The 17,519-nt window shown below is 68.3% G+C and carries 19 protein-coding genes and 1 pseudogene; 7 read left to right on the top strand and 13 right to left on the bottom strand.

From position 1 onward, the window contains the following. Nucleotides 1-7: 7 nt before the first annotated feature. Complete coding sequence (locus AC3WON_RS15780; RefSeq protein WP_492352204.1) at nt 8-1,249, bottom strand: MFS transporter; 1,242 nt, start codon at nt 1,247-1,249, stop codon at nt 8-10. Between the two features lie 106 nt (nt 1,250-1,355). On the opposite strand from AC3WON_RS15780, the gene AC3WON_RS15775 reads away from it, so the two are divergent. Then, nucleotides 1,356-2,276, top strand: coding sequence for a LysR family transcriptional regulator (locus AC3WON_RS15775; RefSeq protein ID WP_492318403.1), 921 nt, complete (start codon nt 1,356-1,358; stop codon nt 2,274-2,276). An 11-nt stretch (nt 2,277-2,287) separates the two neighbouring features. Here AC3WON_RS15775 and AC3WON_RS15770 read toward each other — a convergent pair whose 3' ends face one another. Next, nucleotides 2,288-3,316: an AraC family transcriptional regulator gene (locus AC3WON_RS15770; RefSeq protein WP_492318404.1), complete on the bottom strand. Its 1,029-nt coding sequence runs from the start codon at nt 3,314-3,316 to the stop codon at nt 2,288-2,290. Nucleotides 3,317-3,831: 515 nt separating this feature from the next. Between AC3WON_RS15770 and AC3WON_RS15765 the strand changes: the two genes are divergently transcribed. Further along, nucleotides 3,832-4,365: a hypothetical protein gene (locus AC3WON_RS15765; RefSeq protein ID WP_010810879.1), complete on the top strand. Its 534-nt coding sequence runs from the start codon at nt 3,832-3,834 to the stop codon at nt 4,363-4,365. Nucleotides 4,366-4,440: 75 nt separating this feature from the next. On the opposite strand, the gene AC3WON_RS15760 is transcribed toward AC3WON_RS15765, so the two are convergent. Beyond that, the gene (locus AC3WON_RS15760) at nt 4,441-4,749 is read right to left on the bottom strand and encodes an H-NS histone family protein (RefSeq protein WP_010810880.1); all 309 of its coding nucleotides are present in this window, start codon (nt 4,747-4,749) and stop codon (nt 4,441-4,443) included. Nucleotides 4,750-5,033: 284 nt separating this feature from the next. Between AC3WON_RS15760 and AC3WON_RS15755 the strand changes: the two genes are divergently transcribed. Next, complete coding sequence (locus tag AC3WON_RS15755) at nt 5,034-5,444, top strand: VOC family protein (protein WP_010810881.1); 411 nt, start codon at nt 5,034-5,036, stop codon at nt 5,442-5,444. A gap of 180 nt (nt 5,445-5,624) precedes the next feature. Here AC3WON_RS15755 and AC3WON_RS15750 read toward each other — a convergent pair whose 3' ends face one another. Continuing rightward, nucleotides 5,625-7,019 (bottom strand): NCS2 family permease, encoded by a 1,395-nt coding sequence (locus AC3WON_RS15750; RefSeq protein WP_492318405.1) that lies wholly within the window; start codon nt 7,017-7,019, stop codon nt 5,625-5,627. A 467-nt stretch (nt 7,020-7,486) separates the two neighbouring features. On the opposite strand from AC3WON_RS15750, the gene AC3WON_RS15745 reads away from it, so the two are divergent. Beyond that, nucleotides 7,487-7,693: a hypothetical protein gene (locus tag AC3WON_RS15745; RefSeq protein ID WP_010810883.1), complete on the top strand. Its 207-nt coding sequence runs from the start codon at nt 7,487-7,489 to the stop codon at nt 7,691-7,693. A 14-nt stretch (nt 7,694-7,707) separates the two neighbouring features. Here the strand turns inward: AC3WON_RS15745 and AC3WON_RS15740 are convergent, their stop codons facing one another. Together AC3WON_RS15740 and AC3WON_RS15735 are read right to left on the bottom strand one after the other, a co-directional pair. Beyond that, entirely contained in the window at nt 7,708-8,331 is a 624-nt protein-coding gene (locus tag AC3WON_RS15740) for an N-acetyltransferase (RefSeq protein WP_492318406.1), read from the bottom strand. Nucleotides 8,332-8,497: 166 nt separating this feature from the next. Beyond that, a complete protein-coding gene (locus AC3WON_RS15735) occupies nt 8,498-8,683 on the bottom strand; it encodes a glycosyl hydrolase (RefSeq protein WP_492318407.1) in 186 nt (61 codons plus the stop codon). Between the two features lie 221 nt (nt 8,684-8,904). Between AC3WON_RS15735 and AC3WON_RS15730 the strand changes: the two genes are divergently transcribed. Together AC3WON_RS15730 and AC3WON_RS15725 are read left to right on the top strand one after the other, a co-directional pair. Next, nucleotides 8,905-10,062: a glycosyl hydrolase gene (locus AC3WON_RS15730; protein ID WP_492352203.1), complete on the top strand. Its 1,158-nt coding sequence runs from the start codon at nt 8,905-8,907 to the stop codon at nt 10,060-10,062. A gap of 27 nt (nt 10,063-10,089) precedes the next feature. Beyond that, nucleotides 10,090-10,350, top strand: a complete 261-nt coding sequence (locus AC3WON_RS15725; protein ID WP_492318409.1) for a MoaD/ThiS family protein — start codon at nt 10,090-10,092, stop codon at nt 10,348-10,350. 8 nt (nt 10,351-10,358) lie between these two features. Here the strand turns inward: AC3WON_RS15725 and AC3WON_RS15720 are convergent, their stop codons facing one another. From AC3WON_RS15720 to AC3WON_RS15690, 7 genes and pseudogenes are all read right to left on the bottom strand, one after another. Then, nucleotides 10,359-10,622 carry a gamma-butyrobetaine hydroxylase-like domain-containing protein gene (locus AC3WON_RS15720; RefSeq protein WP_035823310.1) on the bottom strand — a complete coding sequence of 88 codons (264 nt, stop codon included), beginning with the start codon at nt 10,620-10,622 and terminating at the stop codon, nt 10,359-10,361. Between the two features lie 8 nt (nt 10,623-10,630). Next, entirely contained in the window at nt 10,631-11,629 is a 999-nt protein-coding gene (locus tag AC3WON_RS15715; protein WP_492352202.1) for a HEAT repeat domain-containing protein, read from the bottom strand. Between the two features lie 24 nt (nt 11,630-11,653). Next, nucleotides 11,654-12,460 carry an ABC transporter ATP-binding protein gene (locus AC3WON_RS15710; RefSeq protein WP_492318410.1) on the bottom strand — a complete coding sequence of 269 codons (807 nt, stop codon included), beginning with the start codon at nt 12,458-12,460 and terminating at the stop codon, nt 11,654-11,656. Then, nucleotides 12,457-13,140 (bottom strand): annotated as a pseudogene (locus AC3WON_RS15705) (ABC transporter permease); the annotation flags it as partial. The gene AC3WON_RS15710 and the pseudogene AC3WON_RS15705, both read right to left, overlap by 4 nt. Nucleotides 13,141-13,217: 77 nt before the next feature. Continuing rightward, nucleotides 13,218-13,463: a 4Fe-4S dicluster domain-containing protein gene (locus AC3WON_RS15700; RefSeq protein ID WP_010810893.1), complete on the bottom strand. Its 246-nt coding sequence runs from the start codon at nt 13,461-13,463 to the stop codon at nt 13,218-13,220. Between the two features lie 13 nt (nt 13,464-13,476). Further along, nucleotides 13,477-15,246: a fumarate reductase/succinate dehydrogenase flavoprotein subunit gene (locus AC3WON_RS15695; RefSeq protein WP_492352201.1), complete on the bottom strand. Its 1,770-nt coding sequence runs from the start codon at nt 15,244-15,246 to the stop codon at nt 13,477-13,479. Beyond that, nucleotides 15,243-16,100: a GntR family transcriptional regulator gene (locus AC3WON_RS15690; protein ID WP_492352200.1), complete on the bottom strand. Its 858-nt coding sequence runs from the start codon at nt 16,098-16,100 to the stop codon at nt 15,243-15,245. The genes AC3WON_RS15695 and AC3WON_RS15690 overlap by 4 nt, the downstream gene beginning before the upstream one ends. A gap of 242 nt (nt 16,101-16,342) precedes the next feature. Between AC3WON_RS15690 and AC3WON_RS15685 the strand changes: the two genes are divergently transcribed. After that, nucleotides 16,343-17,311, top strand: a complete 969-nt coding sequence (locus AC3WON_RS15685) for a chemotaxis protein (protein ID WP_492318413.1) — start codon at nt 16,343-16,345, stop codon at nt 17,309-17,311. The last annotated feature ends 208 nt before the right edge of the window (nt 17,312-17,519 follow it).

The following is a 17,519-nucleotide window of genomic DNA, read 5'->3' as shown; positions in this document are numbered from 1 at the left end:
TGCGGGATCAGGGGCAGGCTTGAGCCACGGGCACGGCGGCGTGGCTGCCGTTTTCCATCCTCACGCTCAGCCACGCCACCCCCAGCGCAGCCATCGGCGCCAGGGCCGCAATCCACGGCAATGCCGCCAGCCCCGGCCCGTGATCGACCACCACGCCGCCCATCCACGCGCCCAGGCCGTTGCCCAGGTTGAATGCCGCGATATTGAAGCTCGAGGCCAGGTTCTGCCCCGCGCCCTGGGCGTGGCGCAGCACGCGCAGCTGCAGCGGCGAGACCGTGGCAAAGGCCGCGATGCCCAGGATGCCGACGAAGGCCACCACCAGCACCTGGCTGTGGATGGCCAGCGTCATCGCCGCCAGCACCAGCGTCAGCGTGGTCAGCGTGGCCAGCACCGCGCGCGTCGGGGTGCGGTCGGCAAAGCGGCCGCCGAGCACGTTGCCAAGGATCATGCCGGCGCCGAACAGCAGCAGGATCGGTGACACCGCCGCCTCGCCAAAGCCGGACACGCGCGTCAGCAGCGGCTGCACGTAGGTGATCACGGCAAAGATGCCCATCGACTGCAGCACCGTCATCAACAGGCCCAGCAGCACCTGCGGGCGGCCGATGGTGGCCAGTTCGTCGCGCAGGGCCACGGGGGCGCCGTGGTCCTGGCTCTTCTGCACCAGCAGCGCGATCACCGCCAGCGACAGCAGCCCGATCACGGTCATCGCCCAGAAGGTCGAGCGCCAGCCCAGGTGCAGGCCCAGCCAGGCGCCGGCGGGCATGCCCAGCAACGTGGCCAGCGTCAGGCCGGAGAACATCACCGAGATCGCCGAGGCGCGGCGGTCCTCCGGCACCAGCCCGGTGGCCACCACCGCGCCGACGCCGAAGAAGGTGCCATGCGTGAGCGAGGTCAGCACGCGCGCGATCATCAGCGTGGTGTAGTCGGGCGCCAGCGCGCAGGCGGCATTGCCGACGGTGTAGATCACCATCAGCGCCAGCAGCACGGCCTTGCGCGGCATGCGCCGCGTCAGCAGGGTCAGCACCGGCGCGCCGGCGAAGACGCCCAGCGCGTAGCCGGACACCAGCATGCCGGCGGCGGCGATGGTCACCTGCAGGTCGGCGGCAACCTGCAGCAGCAGGCCCATGATCACGAATTCGGCGCAGCCGATGCCGAAGGAACCGGCAGTGAGCGCGTAGAGCGCAACCGGCAGCCGGCCGCGGGCGGATGCAGCGCCGGAGGTGGCGGTGGTGGGGACTGGAGAGGCCATGTTCGGGGGGCGTCGGCAAAAGGAAGAAAGCCCGCAGTCTGCGCCTTTCCGTCTTCAGTAAAAACCGGCATGATCCATAATCAGTTTCAATGGAATCTTGAAAATCATGGACCGGATCGGCGATATCGGCCTGTTCCTGCGCGTGCTCGACCTGGGCTCGATCAGCGCCGCGGCACGCAGCCTGGACCTGTCGGTGGCGGTGGCCAGCCAGCGGCTGCAGCGGCTGGAGCGTGAACTGGGCGTGCGCCTGCTGCATCGCACCACGCGGCGGCTGCACGCCACCCCGGAAGGCGCGGTGCTGGCCGAGCAGGGGCGTGCGCTGGTGGACGACCTGGAAGCGCTGGGCACCTCGTTGCGGCAGGCCGGCACCGGGGTGTCGGGCACGCTGCGGGTGACCACGTCGTCCTCGTTCGGGCGGCTCTATATCTCGCCGCTGTTGCCGGAATTCCTGGCGCAGCATCCCGGGCTGACGCTGAGCGTCAACCTGACCGACAACGTGCTGGACCTGGTCAGCGCGGGTTTCGACCTGGCCATCCGCATCGGTGCGCTGGACGATTCGACGCTGGTCGCGCGGCGGCTGGCCAATAACCGGCGGCTGCTGTGTGCCGCGCCGGACTACCTGCGCCGGCGCGGCACGCCGCGCACCCCGCAGGACCTTGCGCGGCACGATTGCCTGGTGCTGGTGGGCAGCCAGGGCCGGCAGGATGTCTGGCGCCTGGGCGACGGCGCCGGCGGGGAGATTGCCGTGCGCGTGCGCGGCCGGATCGAGGCCAATACCGGCGAGCTGTTGTCCGATGCGGCGCTGGCGGGCTTTGGCATCGCCCTGCATTCCACCTGGCATGTCTGCGCCGACCTGCGCGCCGGGCGGCTGGTGCAGGTGCTGCCCGATTACCCGCTCGCCGACACCGGCATCTACGCCGTGATGCCGCAGCGGCGGCTGGTGCCGCCGCGCGTGCGCGCCTTTGTCGATTTCCTGGCCGGGCGCTTCGGCGACAACCCGCCGTGGGAGCAACCCGACGGCGGGTGAGCCGGCCTGCCCTACGCGGGTGGAGGCGCCGCCGCGCGCCGGTAGTCGCCAGGGGTCATGCCGGTCCAGCGGCGGAAGGCGCGGAAGAACGAGTTGGCATCGTCAAAGCCGAGCCGGAACGCGATTTCTCCGAGCGACATCGCGCCTCCGGCCAGGTAGCCGCCAGCCAGCTCGCGGCGCGCCTCTTCGCACAGCGTGCGGAAACTCGTGCCCGCCGCCATCAGCCGGCGCTGCAGCGTGCGCTCGCTGATGTCCAGGTGGCGTGCCACCGCGGCCAGGCTGAGGGCGCGGTCGCCGGCCAGCGCCTGCAGGGCCGCGCGCACATCGTCCAGCGACGCGGACGCCGGCCGCGCTTCGCGCGCGGCATGGCCCGTGCCCGCGCCGGCCGGTCCGCTGCGCACGCGGGCAGCCAGGCGCAAGGCCAGGTCACGGCGGCCGAACACGATGGCGTCTTCGGGCTCGCCAAAGCGCACCGGGCAGTCGAAGGCCTCGGTATAGCGCAGGTGCCAGTCCGGCTGGCCGATGCGCAGCGACACCCGCAGCGGATGCAGCGGCTTGCGCGTGAACTGGCGCCCGAAGGCCAGCAGCGAGCACAGCTCCATGTCGATGCGCGGTCGGGTGTCGGGCGCCTCGGGATCGCTCGGGCGGATACAGACCCAGGCTTCGTCGCCCTGGCGGCGCAGTTCGATGCGGTCGCCGGCGAGCAGCTTCTGGTAGCGCGCGATGCGCCGCAGCGCGGTGCCTAGCGACGGCCCGGCCATGGCCGTCAGGCCCGCCAGCCCGAGCAGGTCGGTCTGCATCCGGCTGCCCAGCCACAGGCCGATGGTTGGATCGCCAGTGGCACGGTAGACCGCGCAGAGCACGTGGCAGGCCTGTTGCGGGCCGGCCGCCGGCATGGCGGGCCTGAGGTCGCTGGGGTCGGAGTCGGTGTCGGATTCCGGGGCAGGCGCGAGTCCCGATACGTCGTAGCCGCCGTCACGCAGTGCGTGCAGCAGGTCACGAGGCAACGGCCCGGCCTGGATAGGCTCTTGTTGTGTCATTGTCATTATCTGGCTGGCAAGTTGGCGCAAGTGCGCCAGTGCAGCCCCCGGTAACACTGAGATTACGCGGTGCCGGTGCCCCCTTCAAGGGCGTGCGGGGGGATGAAGTGTGGCCTGGGCAGCGCAACGGCGTGCTGGCGGCGGGGGTGCCGCACCATTGCCGGGTTCCGGGGCGCCTGCAACCCGTTGCCTAAAATTTGGGCGCTCCGGTGGGTTGCCGCACAGACCGGGGCTTTCGGGGAGTGTAGGGCCAGGATATCCACAGATTCTGTGGATATCACACGCAGGTTTTCAACATGGGTTTATGCGGCTGCCGCCAAGCGCCGGATGCAGGTATGCTGGTTGGTTTGAGGGCGCGGCGTGTTGCCTGGCCGCGCCGTCATCGTGTGGCATCCATGTCGGATTTGCCGCCATCGTGCCGCCAACGTCCGCTGTTGGCCCAATCGTTCCACCTGCCCGCCGCCATGCGCCATGACCGGTCGTCCGCAGTCCTGCCTCGCCTTGCCCTGTTGCCGATGCTTGCCGCCGCCGTGGCGCTGTCCGGCTGCGTGGCGCAATACCGGGTGCCTGCCGGCGCCCCGGCCGCCAGTGTGCGGCTGCTGACCAGCACCGACGACAACACTTCGTTCACCGTGGTCGATCCGGCCAAATGCCCGGTGCCCGCGCGGCCGCTGGTGCTGGCGGGAACCGGCAGGCAGTTGTCTGCGATGGGACGGGACCGGAGCCTGGACATGGCCGGGCGCTCGCCCGAGCCGCCGGCGCGCACGCGCGAGCGGCTGGTGGAGGCGGGCCGGCGCATCTACGTGGCGGTGACCTCGGCCGCGGCGCCGCCGCTGCCCGAGCTGCGTTGCGCGGCGGGCGTGTCATTCGTGCCGGTTGCCGGCGGCCAGTATGAGATCCGCTACCAGCGGGACGAGACCGCGAGCCAGTGCTCGGCGCAGGTATTGCGCATGCAGCCGCTGGCCGGCGGCGGCGCGCGCCTGACGGCGGAGCCGACCCAGCAGGGCTTCAGGGCGCTGCGCAAGGAGTATGTCTGCCAGGCGCAGTGACGCGCCCGGCAGGCCGATGGCACCATCGATTGAAGCGGCCGTCTGAGGCAGGCGCCCGCTGGCCGCGCAGGCGGCTTACTGCTCGATCAGGAAACGCTCGGGGCGCTTGCCCAGCCATGCCGGCGCGCGGCCGCGGCCCGACCAGGTCTTGCCGGTCTTGGGGTCCATGTACTTCGGCGGCAAGGCGGATGCGGGCTTCTTGGCACTCGAGCCAGCCGGGCGGCCACGCTTGCGGCGCGGCAGGATGTCTTCGGCGGTCAGGCCGTATTCAGTCATCAGGTCCCGGATTTTGTCGATCACGCCGGCGACTTCCGTCGCACGCACTTCATTCAGCTTGGCTTCCAGCGCTTCCTTCTCAGCCAGGAGTTGCTTGTATGTCGCCATTTATATCCCCTTTCTGCAAATAGGCCGCTGCATGGTACTAGAAGTTGTGGTGTCGGTTCACCTAAAAAAATTTTACAAAAAATAACGGAGATTGCACGGACTGATTGTTTGCCGGCCTGAATTGACGGTCGCACAGCCCACGATGCAGCCGGTATTGGGCTGGGCATCGCCCGTTTTGCCCGCATTTAAGGACAATGAAAATACGCACGCCCCCGGCCTTTAGCGCCTAGACTGCTTGTCTGCGCCCGGCGCAGCCCCCTCTGACACGACTACCGGAGCCCCTGATGAGCCAGCAGATTTTTGTCAATTTGCCCGTCCGCGACCTGCAAAAGTCGATTGCCTTCTTTACGCAGTTGGGTTTTTCCTTCAATCCGCAATTTACCGACGACACTGCCACCTGCATGATCGTCGGCGAAAACATTTTCGTGATGCTGCTGACCGAAGCCAAGTTCCGCAGCTTCTCGCCCAATGAAATCTGCGATGCACGGAAATCGACTGAGGTGCTGGTTTGCCTGTCGATGGAAACCCGCGCGCGCGTGGATGAAATGGTCAATGCCGCGGTCGCGGCGGGTGGCAATACCTACAAGCCGCCGATGGATTTGGGATTCATGTACGGGCATGGATTCCAGGATCCCGATGGCCATGTCTGGGAACTGGTGTACATGGATGTGGCGGCAATGCAGGCCGGGCAATGAAGGCGATTTAGCGAAACGCCATTCGCCAAGCGCGGGACCTTTCAGGCAAGCCACCAAAAAAACAGCCCGGGAAAGCAGGAAGCCCGGGCTTGAAATCCACCTGGATCACGGTGGAGGAGACATCTGGTTGTCAGCGTGCCCGGCGGGGCGCCCGGGCCGCGGCAGTAGCTTTCGGCAGGATCAGATGGCCCAGCCCCCGGCATAGAACGCAGCCAGCACAACCGCGATGGCCACCGTGCCGACATTGAGCTTGCGCCATTCGCCAGCCACCACGCGGCCCACCACCAGGGTGCAGAAGCCGAGCATGATGCCGGTCACGATATTGCAGGTCAGCACGATGAACACGGCGCAGACCAGGCCAGCCATCGCGTCGACCATGTCGTCCATGTGCAGGCGGCTCACGCTCGACAGCATCAGCAGGCCCACGTACATCAGCGCGGGCGCGGTGGCATACGACGGCACCAGCCCGGCCAGCGGCGAGAAGAACATCACCGCAACGAACAGCAGGCCCACCACCACGGCGGTCAGGCCGGTCTTGGCGCCGGCCGCAACGCCGACGGTCGACTCGATGTAGGCTGCAGCCGGAGCGCCGCCGAACATCCCCGAGAAGATCGAGCTGACCGAATCCGCGGTCAGCGCGCGCCCGCCGTTGTGGATATGGCCGGCAGCGTTGAGCTGGCCGGCTTGTCCGGCGACCGCGCGGATCGTGCCGGTGGCATCGAACACCGCGGTCATCACCAGTGCCAGCACGCTCGGCAGCACCGCTGCCGTCAGCGCGCCGCGCACGTCCATGGCGCCGATCAGCGATTCATGGCCGGGTGCGCTCAGCGACGGCAGCGCGAACACGCCGGTGAACTTCACCGCCGGGTCGAAGGCCAAGCCCAGCGCGGAGATCGCGATGATCACCAGCAGGATGCCGCCCGGCACCTTGCGGCGCTCCAGGCCGAAGATCGCGGCCAGGCCCAGCACCGACATCACCACCGGGAACGAGGTGATCTTGCCCAGCGCCACCGGCAGGCCGGGGTGAGCGTTCTTGACCACCAGCCCGACTTCATTCGAGGCGATCAGCAGCAGGAACAGGCCGATGCCGATGCCGGTGCCGTGCGCCACGCCGGCGGGCAGGTTGCGCAGGATCCAGGAGCGCACGCCGGTGACGGAGATCGCGGTGAAGATCACGCCCATCAGGAACACGGCGCCGAGCGCGACCGCCGGCGACAGGCCCTGCCCCAGCACCAGCCCGAAGGCCATGAATGCGGTCAGCGAGATGGCGCAGCCGATGGCGATCGGCAGCTTGGCCCACAGGCCCATCAGCAGGGAGCCGAAGGCGGTGGTCAGGCACACCGCGACAAAGACCGCGCTGGTGTCGAAGCCGGCCTTGCCCAGCATGCCGGGAACGACAAAGACGGCGTAGACCATCGCCATGAAGGTGGTCACCCCGGCGACCACTTCCTTGCGCTGGGTGCTGCCGCGCGCGGTGATCTCGAAGAACGCGTCGATCCGGCTCCGGACTTCGGGGACTTGGGGGCGTGCAGCATCGGCTTCCGTCGCGGACGACGGATAGGGCTGTTCGATCATGATGAGCTGTCTCCTTGCGGGCGCTGCAACGTCCGTCGTACGGACTGTCGTCAGGCGTGTCTCACGTGGTTCTGGTCTGGGCTGGAGGCGCAAACCTGGCCAACCCGCTGTTATCGGTGTGCCGCTTGTCGGTGCCTCTGCGGGCGCGATCCGGGCAAGGCTGAAGGCTAGGTGACCACGCGCCATGCATCATCACCGGCAGGCAATGCGCGGCATGTGCATCGAGGAATATCGAATGTGATGATTGATCGTCTTGGGTTGATGGATTGGCATCAGGTGGCGCTTGCGGCAGGCGGCCATTATCACGCACCCCATATACGGCCTATAGGTACAGACCCGGATGATTCAGGCGCAACTTCTCTATACTAGGGATAACCCTGAGCCGCCTCCCGATCCGGGCCGAACCACGGCTGGATGTGCTTCGTGAGGCGCACCAACTTCGATCCCAACCGGAAAGGATATTCGCCATGCAAGTGCTCGCCGACACCCTCTATCGCCAGCCCGCTCAAGCCAAGGCATCGAAGCCCGCCGCCCAGCCGGCACGCGATGTTGCCTACTACGCCCGCGTGGGCGGCGGCCAATCGCTGGCCGCGCGGGTGCGCGCCTACTTTGCCCAGGGCTGGACCCTGTACGTAGCCAACGCCCGCGAGGCCGCGCCGATCCGCTGGCTGTAAGCGGGCGCGCTGCCTCAGTACATGCCGGTGCGGGCCATGAACGCGTCCAGCGTCCAGCCGCGCCCGAGCAGCAGCATGCGCGTATGCAGGCCCTCACGCACGGGCGCGTCGACGGCCTGGCCCAGCCAGGTCAGCGTCTTCTGGCGCAAGTCCACATAGCCCATCGGGTAATCGGCGGCCAGCGCCTGCCATAGGGCGTTGGCGCCGGCCGACTGGCGCGCCCCACTCAGCAGGCACAGCCCGCCGTCCAGCGCCCAGCGGTACAGCGCCCGAGCCAGGCCGCGGCGCTGGTAAGCGGGCGCAAACTTTGTGTGCGGCGCCCGTACCCATGGGTCGGCCCGGCGGCCGACCTCGATCAGCCGGTTGAAGACGGTATAACCGGCCAGCCGGCGCTGCATCACATCTTCCACATACACGTAGTACTCGCCGTCGGCCTCGCGATAGCGCAGGCGCAGGCCTGGCGCGCCCGCTGGCAGCGCCGGCATCGCATTCAGGCGGTCGCCGGGTTGGCCGATGCGGTCGTGCAGGGCACCCAGCTCGCGTTCGATATCGCCCGGCGCCAGCTCAACATCGATGCGCAGTTCGAGCGCGCGCGCCAGGGCCGGCGCCGGCAGGCGCAGGGCATGGAAATTCGCCATGGCAAGACTCCACCGGGCTCAGGGATTGAGGATCAGGTAGAGGGCGGCAAGCGCCACCATGGCGCAGAGGGTATGGCGGTAGAGCGGGGACATGTCTGGCTTTCTCCTGGCTGCATGATCAAGCGGGTGCCAGATGGCATCCGCGACATGGGCCGTGCGGGAAAGCTCAGGGCTGGAGGGTGGCGTCCCGAGCTGCCCGCACGGCCAGGAAAAGCACGGCGCGGCGGACCTGGGCGTACGCGTGGAAGCGGTCGGCCAGGTCGATGGCGGCGCCCGCGCGCTGCGCGGCGCGCACGCCTGCCGCCGGCAGGGCCGGGCGGTTCAGGGTGGCGAAGCGGACAGTGCGAAGCATGGGTATGGGGCGCGAAAGCATCGGGGAACATTGCTTATGCCACACTTTACGCGCAATGTCCAGGCAAGTTGCAGGCTTCCGCTTTTAACTCCGTGCTACTTCGTACTCATGGTGGCTGTGGCCGGCCTGCCGGCCACAGCTCCGCCATCTTTAATTGTGAACACTGTCTACATGTACTAGACTCGGAAGCATCGTTCACCGGCCTTCTTGCAGGAGCCAAGATGACGACTTCCCCCATTCCCGAAACCGACACCGGCCCCGTCAGGCTGCTGGTGGCCACCACCAAGGGTGCCTGGTTCCTGACCAGCGACGCCGCGCGTCGCAGCTGGCAGATCGAGGGCCCGACGTTCCTCGGCCATACCATCCACCATATCGTGCAGGACCCGCGTGAACCGTCGCGCATGCTGATGGCGGCGCGCACCGGCCATCTGGGCCCGACCGTGTTCCGCTCCGCCGACGGCGGCCGCAACTGGACCGAAGCCGCGCGCCCGCCCGCCTTCGACAAGGCCCCGGAGGGCGAGACCGGCCGCGTCGTCGACCACGTGTTCTGGCTCACGCCCGGCCACGCCAGCGAGCCCGGCGCCTGGTATGCCGGCACCTCGCCGCAGGGCCTGTTCCGCAGCGCCGACCACGGCGTGACCTGGGAGCCGGTATCAGGCTTCAACGACCACCCGAACTGGCGCACCTGGACCGGCGGCGAGCAGGACGGCACGCCCGACGGCCCCAAGATGCATTCCGTGCTGGTCGATCCGCGCGACGCGCGCCACCTGTATATCGGCATGTCCAGCGGCGGCGTGTTCGAGAGCACCGACGGCGGCGCGGACTGGAAGCCGCTGAACCGCGGCAGCCTCGCCACCTTCCTGCCCGACCCCAATCCCGAATACGGCCAGGATCCGCACTGCATGCTGCAGCATCCCGCCGACCCGGACATCCTGTACCAGCAGAACCACTGCGGCATCTATCGCATGGACCGCCGCGAAGGCGTGTGGAAACGCATCGGCGAAGCCATGCCGGCGGAAGTGGGCGATATCGGCTTCCCCATCGTCGCCCACCGCCGCGATCCGCGCACGGTCTGGGTGTTCCCGATGGATGGCAGCGACGTCTCGCCGCGCGTCAGCCCGGGCGGCCGCCCGGCAGCCTATGTCACGCGCGATGCCGGCGAAACCTGGCAACGGCAGGACCGCGGCCTGCCGGCCGAACAGGGCTGGTTCACGGTCAAGCGCCAGGCCATGGCCACCGACGGCCACGCGCCGGTGGGCGTGTACTTCGGCACCACCGGCGGCGAGATCTGGGCCAGTGCCGATGAGGGCGAGGGCTGGCAATGCATCGCCCGCAACCTGCCGCAGGTCTACGCGGTCACCGTGGCGCGCCCTGCCTGAATGCCATCAGCCGACCGGAGAACTTCCATGCAGGTCCGTATCGCGACGCCGCTCTTCTCCTATACCGGACAGCGCGAATACGTCGAGGCCCGTGGCGCCAGCATCGCCGAGCTGCTCGACGACCTCGACCGCCAGTTCCCCGGCATGCGCTTTCGCATCGTCGATGAGCAGGGCAAGCTGCGGCCGTATATCCGCGTCTTCGTCAACCGCGCGCAGCTGATGCGGCTGGACGCGCCATTGAAGGAAACCGACGAGGTGCATATCCTGCAGGCGCTGGCGGGCGGGTAAGCGCCCGGCTACAGCGCCTGCAGGTACGGCCACGGGTAGATGCCGCGGTCGTGCCCGTCGCTGAACACGATCTGCACGCCATAGCCCATTTCGCCGAGGGCGACGATTTGCGTGTCGCCTGGCCCGGCCTCCGAGGGCTTGCCGCGGCAGGCGGCGCAACGGCAGGCTGCGCGCAAGCGGCCCGGGTCCAGCGACTGGCACTGGCCGTCTGGCCAGTAGACGCGCAGCGCGCCGTTGGCGCGGGAGAGCTCCAGGCGCGTAGGTACGACCATGCCGCCGCTCATGCATGACCCTCCGGCGCGCCGATCTGCGCCAGCGCAATGCGCACGGCCTTGCGTACCTCCGGATCGGCATCGTCGGCGGCTGCGGCAAGGGCCGGCACGGCTGCCGCATCCCGCAGGCTCCCCAGCGACAGCGCGGCCTCCTTGCGCAGGTTGCTGATGGCGTGGGCCAGCTGCACCGTCAGCGACACCAGCGCCGCGCGGTCGCGCAGCTTGCCGAGAGCCCTGGCGGCCTGCAGGCGGACCTGCCAGTAGCGGTCTTCCAGCGCGTCGATCAACGGGCCCACGGCTTCAGGGAATTTCAGTTTTCCCAGCGTCTGCGCGGCTTCTTCCCGCACCTGCCAGGCGCCGTCGCGCAGGGCTGCCAGCAACGCATCGCGCGCCGACGGGTCGGCAGCCAGGCCGAGCGCGCCGGCGGCGGCGCGCCTGACGTCGGTATCGGCATCGCTGGTCGCAGCTTGTGCCAGCGCGGGCAGGGCTTCGCTGCGCCTGAGCCAGCCCAGCACGGCCACGGCTTCGCGGCGCACCGGGGCGGCCGCGTCGGACAGTGCCGCCATGGCCGCATCGAAGCCGGCCGCATAGCGCAGCTCGCGCAGGCCGCGCCACGCGGCCGCCCGGACAAAGGGATCGCGGTGCGTGACCCACGGCAGCAGGGCGGCACCGGAGGCGGGCGCCTTCAGTTCCGACAGTCCCTGTGCTGCCGCTTCGGCCACCTCGCGGCTGGGGTCGGCCAGTGCCGCGGCCAGCGCCGGGACGACCGCTTCCTGCTCCCAGCTGGCCAGCGTGCGCGCGGCTTCCGCGCGCACGGATTCGGCAGGGTCCGATTGCAGGCGCTGCAGCAGCAGCGGCACGCCGTCTTCATCCTCCAAGTCGGCAAGTTGCAGCACGGCCACGCGTCGCACCGCGGGGTCGGGGTCGGCCAGGCGCAGCGTCAGCGCGCCGATGGCGGGATCGAGATCCAACAGGGATTCGTCAGGCAGGGTGGAAGCTTGCGGCATGGATGGCAGTCAGGTCGATAGCGGTCAGGCGGCGGTCGCGAGCGCGCTGGCCTGGGTGTGGTCGTGCAGCAGGCCGCGGCAGCGGCGCTTGAGCCGGATGAAATCGTCGTCGGTCATCAGCTCGGCGCGGCGGGGCCGCTCGAAGGGGATGGCGATATCTTCAAGGATGCGTCCGGGCCGTGGCGACATCACCAGCACGCGGTCGGCCAGGAACAGCGCCTCGTCGATGTCATGGGTGACGAAGGCCACGGTGGTGCGCATCCGCGCCCAGACCTCGAGCAGCAGGGCTTGCATATGGGCGCGGGTCTGCGCGTCGAGCGCACCGAAGGGCTCGTCCATCAGCAGCACGCGCGGCCGGTTGATCAGCACGCGCGCAATCTCCGCGCGCTGCTGCATGCCGCCGGAAAGCTGGGCGGGGTAGCGCTGCGCGAAGCCACCCAGGCCGACCAGGTCCAGCAGGGCCTGCGCCTCGCGCTTGCGCTCGGCGGTGGGCACGCCCTGCATCTTCAGGCCGAAGGCGACGTTGTCGAGCACGCGCTTCCACGGGAACAGCGAGTGCTGCTGGAACACCAGCCCGCGCTCCGGCGCGGGGCCGCGCACTGGCGCCCCGTCGAGCAGGATCTCGCCCGCCGCCGCCGGCAGGTGTCCGGCGATGGCGCCCAGCAGCGTGGACTTGCCGCAGCCCGACGGCCCCAGGATGCAGACGAACTGCCCTGCGGGAATGTCGATGGATAGCTGGTGCACGGCGGTGAAGGCGGCATCGCCCTGGCCCAGCGCCACATCCAGGCCGCGCACCTGCAGGCGGCCCGCGCGGATCGGTTGGCTCGTCATGTGCGCACCTGCTGCAGGCGGGTCCACGGCATCAGCCACGCACCGAAGCGCTTGATCAGCGCGCTGCTGCCCATGCCGAAGGCACCGATCAGCAGCATGCCGACGACGATGTCCGCATAGTTCTGCAGGCTGTAGGCCTCCCACGTGTAATAGCCGATGCCGTACTGGCCGGCGATCATCTCGGCGGTGACCAGGCAGAACCAGGACGTGCCCATGCCGATCGCCAGCCCGGTGACGATACTCGGCAGCGCCGCGGGCAGCAGCACCTCGGGGAAGACGGTCCAGCGGCGCGCGCCCAGGCTGCGCGCCGTGGCGACCAGGCGCGGGTCGGTGCGCTCCACGCGGTGGATGGTGTTGAGCAGGATCGGGAACAGCGCCCCGATGAAGGTGATGAAGATCATGCTCAGCTCCGAAGACGGGAACATCAGGATTGCCAGCGGAATCCACGCCACGCCGGGGATCGGGCGCAGCACCTCCAGCGGCGGCAGCAGCAGGTCTTCCAGCCAGCGCGAGCGGCCGATCGCCATGCCGAGCACGATGCCCGCCACGGCCGCCGCGCCAAAGCCGGCAAACACGCGGTACAGGCTGTTGCCCAGGTGCAGCACCAGCTTGGGTGACTGCAGCAGTTGCCAGGCCGCCGGAACCACATCGCTGGGCGCGGGCACGTTGGCGAAGGTGACGCGGGTCCCAGCCCTGGCGCTTGTGGAGGGCTTTCATGGGGTCATCTCTGTGGTGCTGTTGTCATGAAGCGGGGCAATCAACGCAGCAGGTACGGGATCTCGACCCTGACCGCGCCCGTCGGGCAATCCTTCTCGCAGGGCATGCAGTACCAGCACTCGTCGAACTGCATGAATGCCTTGCCTTTGGTCAGGTCGATGGCCAGCAGGTCCATCGGGCAGACATCGACGCAGACCGTGCAGCCCTTGTCGGCAATGCACTTGTCTTCATCGATGGTGACCGGCGCGCTGCTGCGCTGGGCGATCTCATGCGGGGTGTAGGCCATGGCGTGGGTTCCTTCAGGCGGCAGCCAGGGTGGCGGGTTCGGCAGTGGCGGCCGTGGCGGCAGCCTGGCCGCGGCTGACACGCAGCCGCTGGTAGGCGGTGGCGTCGCCGCCTGCCACCGGGACGATGTACGGCTCGATCGCGCGCTTGTGGCTGACCATGCGCCCGGCTTCATCCTTGCTCAGGTGCGTATGGCAGAACCAGTCCGCATCATTGCGCTGCGGATAGTCGACGCGATGGTGGTAGAGACCCCAGCGGCTCTCGGTGCGGAACAGGGAAGCACGTGCCGCCATCTCCGCGCAGTCGCGGATCGCCATCACCTCGACCGCGCGCATCAGCTCGTGCGGATTGGCGGCGCGGATCTGGCCGATGTCCTCGGCGATGGCGTCAAAGCGCTGCAGGCCGATTTCCATCTTGCGCGTGACCTTGGGCGGCTGCAGGTAGTCGTTGACCATGCGGCGCAGCTTGTATTCCACCTGGGCGGGCGGCAGGCCACTCTCTCGCGCCAGCGGTGCGAACACGCGCGCGCGCTCCGCCTCGACCTGGGCCGCATCGGCTTCAGGCAGGCCGCGGCCGGCGACGTAGCCGGCCGCGTTGTGCCCGGCAAACCAGCCATAGGTGAAGGCGCCCAGCATGTAGTTGTGCGGCACGGCAGCCATGTCTCCGGCTGCGTACAGGCCCGGCACGGTAGTCTCGGCGCGCTCGTTCACATGCACGCCGGAAGCGCTGTGGCCGCTGCAGAAGCCGATCTCCGAGATATGCATCTCCACCATCTGCCTGCGGTAGTCGGTGCCGCGCCCGGCGTGGAACTGGCCGCGGCTGGGCCGTTCGTTGGTGTGCAGGATCGTCTCGATGGTCTGGATGGTTTCTTCCGCCAGGTGGTCAAGCTTCAGGAACACCGGGCCGTTGCCGCCCTGGAGCTCCTGGTAGAACTCCCACATCATCTGGCCGCTCCAGTAGTCGCATTCGATAAAGCGCTCGCCCTTGCCGTTGGCGGTATAGCCGCCCAGCGGGCCGGTCACGTAGGCGCAGGCCGGGCCGTTGTAGTCCTTGATCAGCGGATTGATCTGGAAGCACTCCAGGTTGGCCAGCGCGGCGCCGGCATGATAGGCCATGGCATAGCCGTCGCCGGCATTGGTCGGATTCTCGTAGGTGCCCATCAGGTAGCCGGAAGCGGGCAGGCCCAGGCGGCCGGCCGCGCCGCAGCACAGGATCACGGCGCGCGCGCGGATCACGTGGAAGTCCGCGGTGCGGCAGTCGAAGCCCATCACGCCGCCGGCGGCGCCGCTGGCGTCGGTCAGCACGCGCGTGGCGACGATGCGGTTGGTGATCACTACGCGCGCGCGCTTGAGCTGGCGGTACAGCACCTTCTTGACGTTGTGTCCTTCCGGCATCGGCAGCACATAGGAGCCCATGTGATGGACCTTCTTCACTGCGTAGTCGCCGGTCTCGTCCTTCTCGAACCTGACGCCCCAGCGATCCAGCTGCTCGATGGTGGCAAAGCTGTGACGCGCGTAGGCATAAACGGTGGACTGGTCGACGATGCCGTCGTTGGCCACGGTGATCTCGCGGGTGTACTGCTCGGGCGTGGCGTGGCCGGGGATCACGGCATTGTTCAGCCCGTCCATGCCCATCGAGATGGCGCCGCTGCGCTTGACGTGCGCCTTGTCGAGCAGCAGCACGCGCAGCGCGGGGTTGCGTTCCTTGGCCTTGATCGCGGCCATCGGGCCGGCGGTGCCGCCGCCGACGACAACGATGTCGTATTCGTGAGTCAGGGTATTCATGCGGAGGGCTTCCCCTTGCTGGCTGGTTTGCGGGGCCGTGCACGGCCGGCCGGGCTGGTGACGCTGGCGGCTGGCGCGGTCTTGTGCCGGTCTGCGCGCAGCCGGTACTGGAACGCGTCGCCGCGGAAGTAGAGGAACTCGTAATCGATCGGCGTGCCTTGCGCGTCATGGGTCAGGCGTTCGATGCGCAGTACCGGCGCGCCTTCCTGGATGCGCAGGGCCTGGGTCAGGTCGTCGTCGGCGAGGATGGCGTCGACACTCAGGTCGGCATGGCCGAGCTTCACGCCACAGTCGTTTTCCAGGATCAGGAAGATGTCGCGCGTGGCCAGGTCGGCAGTGAGCAGGCGGCGGCCGACGGCCTCGGGCGCCCAGGTCAGCTCCAGCGACACCGGCTCGCGGTTGAGCAGGCGCACGCGCCGGATCTCCACCACCGGATCGCCTTCGCGCAGCCGCAGCTGCGTGGCAACGTGACGGCTGGCAGGTACGCATTTGCAGCTGCGTATCTGGTTCAGGATCTCGTAGCCCATGCTCGACATGGCCTCGGCAAAGCCTTGCAGCGAGGTCACGTTCTGGAAGGCGCGGGGCTTGGAGACGAAGGTGCCCTTGCCATGGATCTTGAAGATCAGCCCCTCCTTCTGCAGGTCGCCCAGCGCCTGGCGCACGGTGATGCGGCTGGCGCGAAAGCGCTCGCCCAGCTCGCTTTCCGACGGCATCTGGTGGTGCGGCGGATAGGTGCCGTCCAGGATGCGGGCGCGCAAGGCGTCCTTGATTTGCGTATAGAGCGGCAGCGGGATCGGTGCCGGCATGGCTGCTGCGGCGGCGGGGACGGGTACCACGTTGGTCCGGGTCGTCATGGGGATCGACATAGCGTGTTATGACAAGTTGGGAACCACTATATGGACGACGCTGTGCCGGAGGAACGAAGCAATCCGGATATGCAAGGATGAAATCCGAACATGCGCTGCGTGTGCCTCTCAACTCCCGTTGCCCCGCGCCGATATCCAGTCATGAACCCTGCCGTCCGCCATCCGCCGCGGCCGCAGGCAGATGACAACGACGGCGGCAAAAAACCACACGCACGGCACGGGAGCGCAGCATGAGCAGTTCCATGAGGGACATCGACGAACGGACCAACCTGACCAACAACAACCAGTTCGAGCTGCTGCTGTTCCGGCTTGGCGAAGCCGAGCATTCCGGCCAGACGGAGCTGTTCGGGATCAATGTCTTCAAGGTGCGCGAGATCCTGGTGATGCCGCACGTGACGACCGTGGTGGGGGCCGACCCGTCGATCCTGGGCATGGCGGATATCCGCGGCCAGGTGATCCCGGTGATCGACCTGCCCCGGCTGGTGGGCTGCAAGCCGCGCAGCGGCCTGGGCATCCTGCTGGTGACGGAATATGCTCGTTCGACGCAGGGCTTCGCGGTGGAGGCAGTGGAGGAAATCGTGCGCCTGGAGTGGAACCAGGTGCATTCGGCCGAGGCCAGCGTGCGGACCGGCCACGTCACCAGCATCGCCAAGCTGGACGGGGACACCGCCGGGGGCACGGACCCGTCGCGGCTGGTGCAGGTGCTGGACGTCGAGCAGATCCTGCGCGATGTGCTGCCGACGCGGCAGCCGGACGTGGATCCGGGCACGGTCGGCCCGCAGTTGAGCCTGCGCCCCGGCGCCAAGGTCATTGCCGCCGACGATTCGGCACTGGCGCGCGGCCTGATCGAGCAGGGGCTGAAGGCGCTGGGCGCGCCGGTGGTGATGACCAAGTCCGGCAAGGAGGCGTGGGAGCTGCTCGACCGCATCGCCGCCGAGGCGGCCAGCCATGGCAGGTCAGTGCAGGACGAGGTGGCGCTGGTGCTGACCGACCTGGAGATGCCGGAGATGGACGGTTTCACCCTGACCCGCAAGATCAAGGCGGACAGCCGGCTGAAGTCGCTGCCGGTGGTGATTCACTCGTCACTGTCCGGAGAGGCCAGCGAGGAGCATGTGCGCAAGGTGGGCGCGGACGCTTATGTGGCGAAATTCGTGGCCAAGGAACTGGCCGACACCATCCGCGAAGTGCTGACGCGCTGAGCGCCCCGTGGCGGAAGAATCGCAACAGGCACAAAATTCGAACGCCCGCAACCATTCCCGTAGCCCGGCGGGTTGCCTATAAAACGGGCACTCCAGTGAATTCCAGCACCGGCGCGCCCGTTGCGGTTGTCAAGAGGGGGGATATCCACTGAAGCTGTGGATAGTTCCTGTGGACAAGTCGGGCCTCCCGGCCGTGACTGCCCGGGAG

Source organism: Cupriavidus sp. FW305-46, from assembly GCF_058787075.1.
The sequence above is the reverse complement of the archived record's forward strand: the minus strand, read 5'-3'. Positions and strand labels throughout refer to the sequence as shown.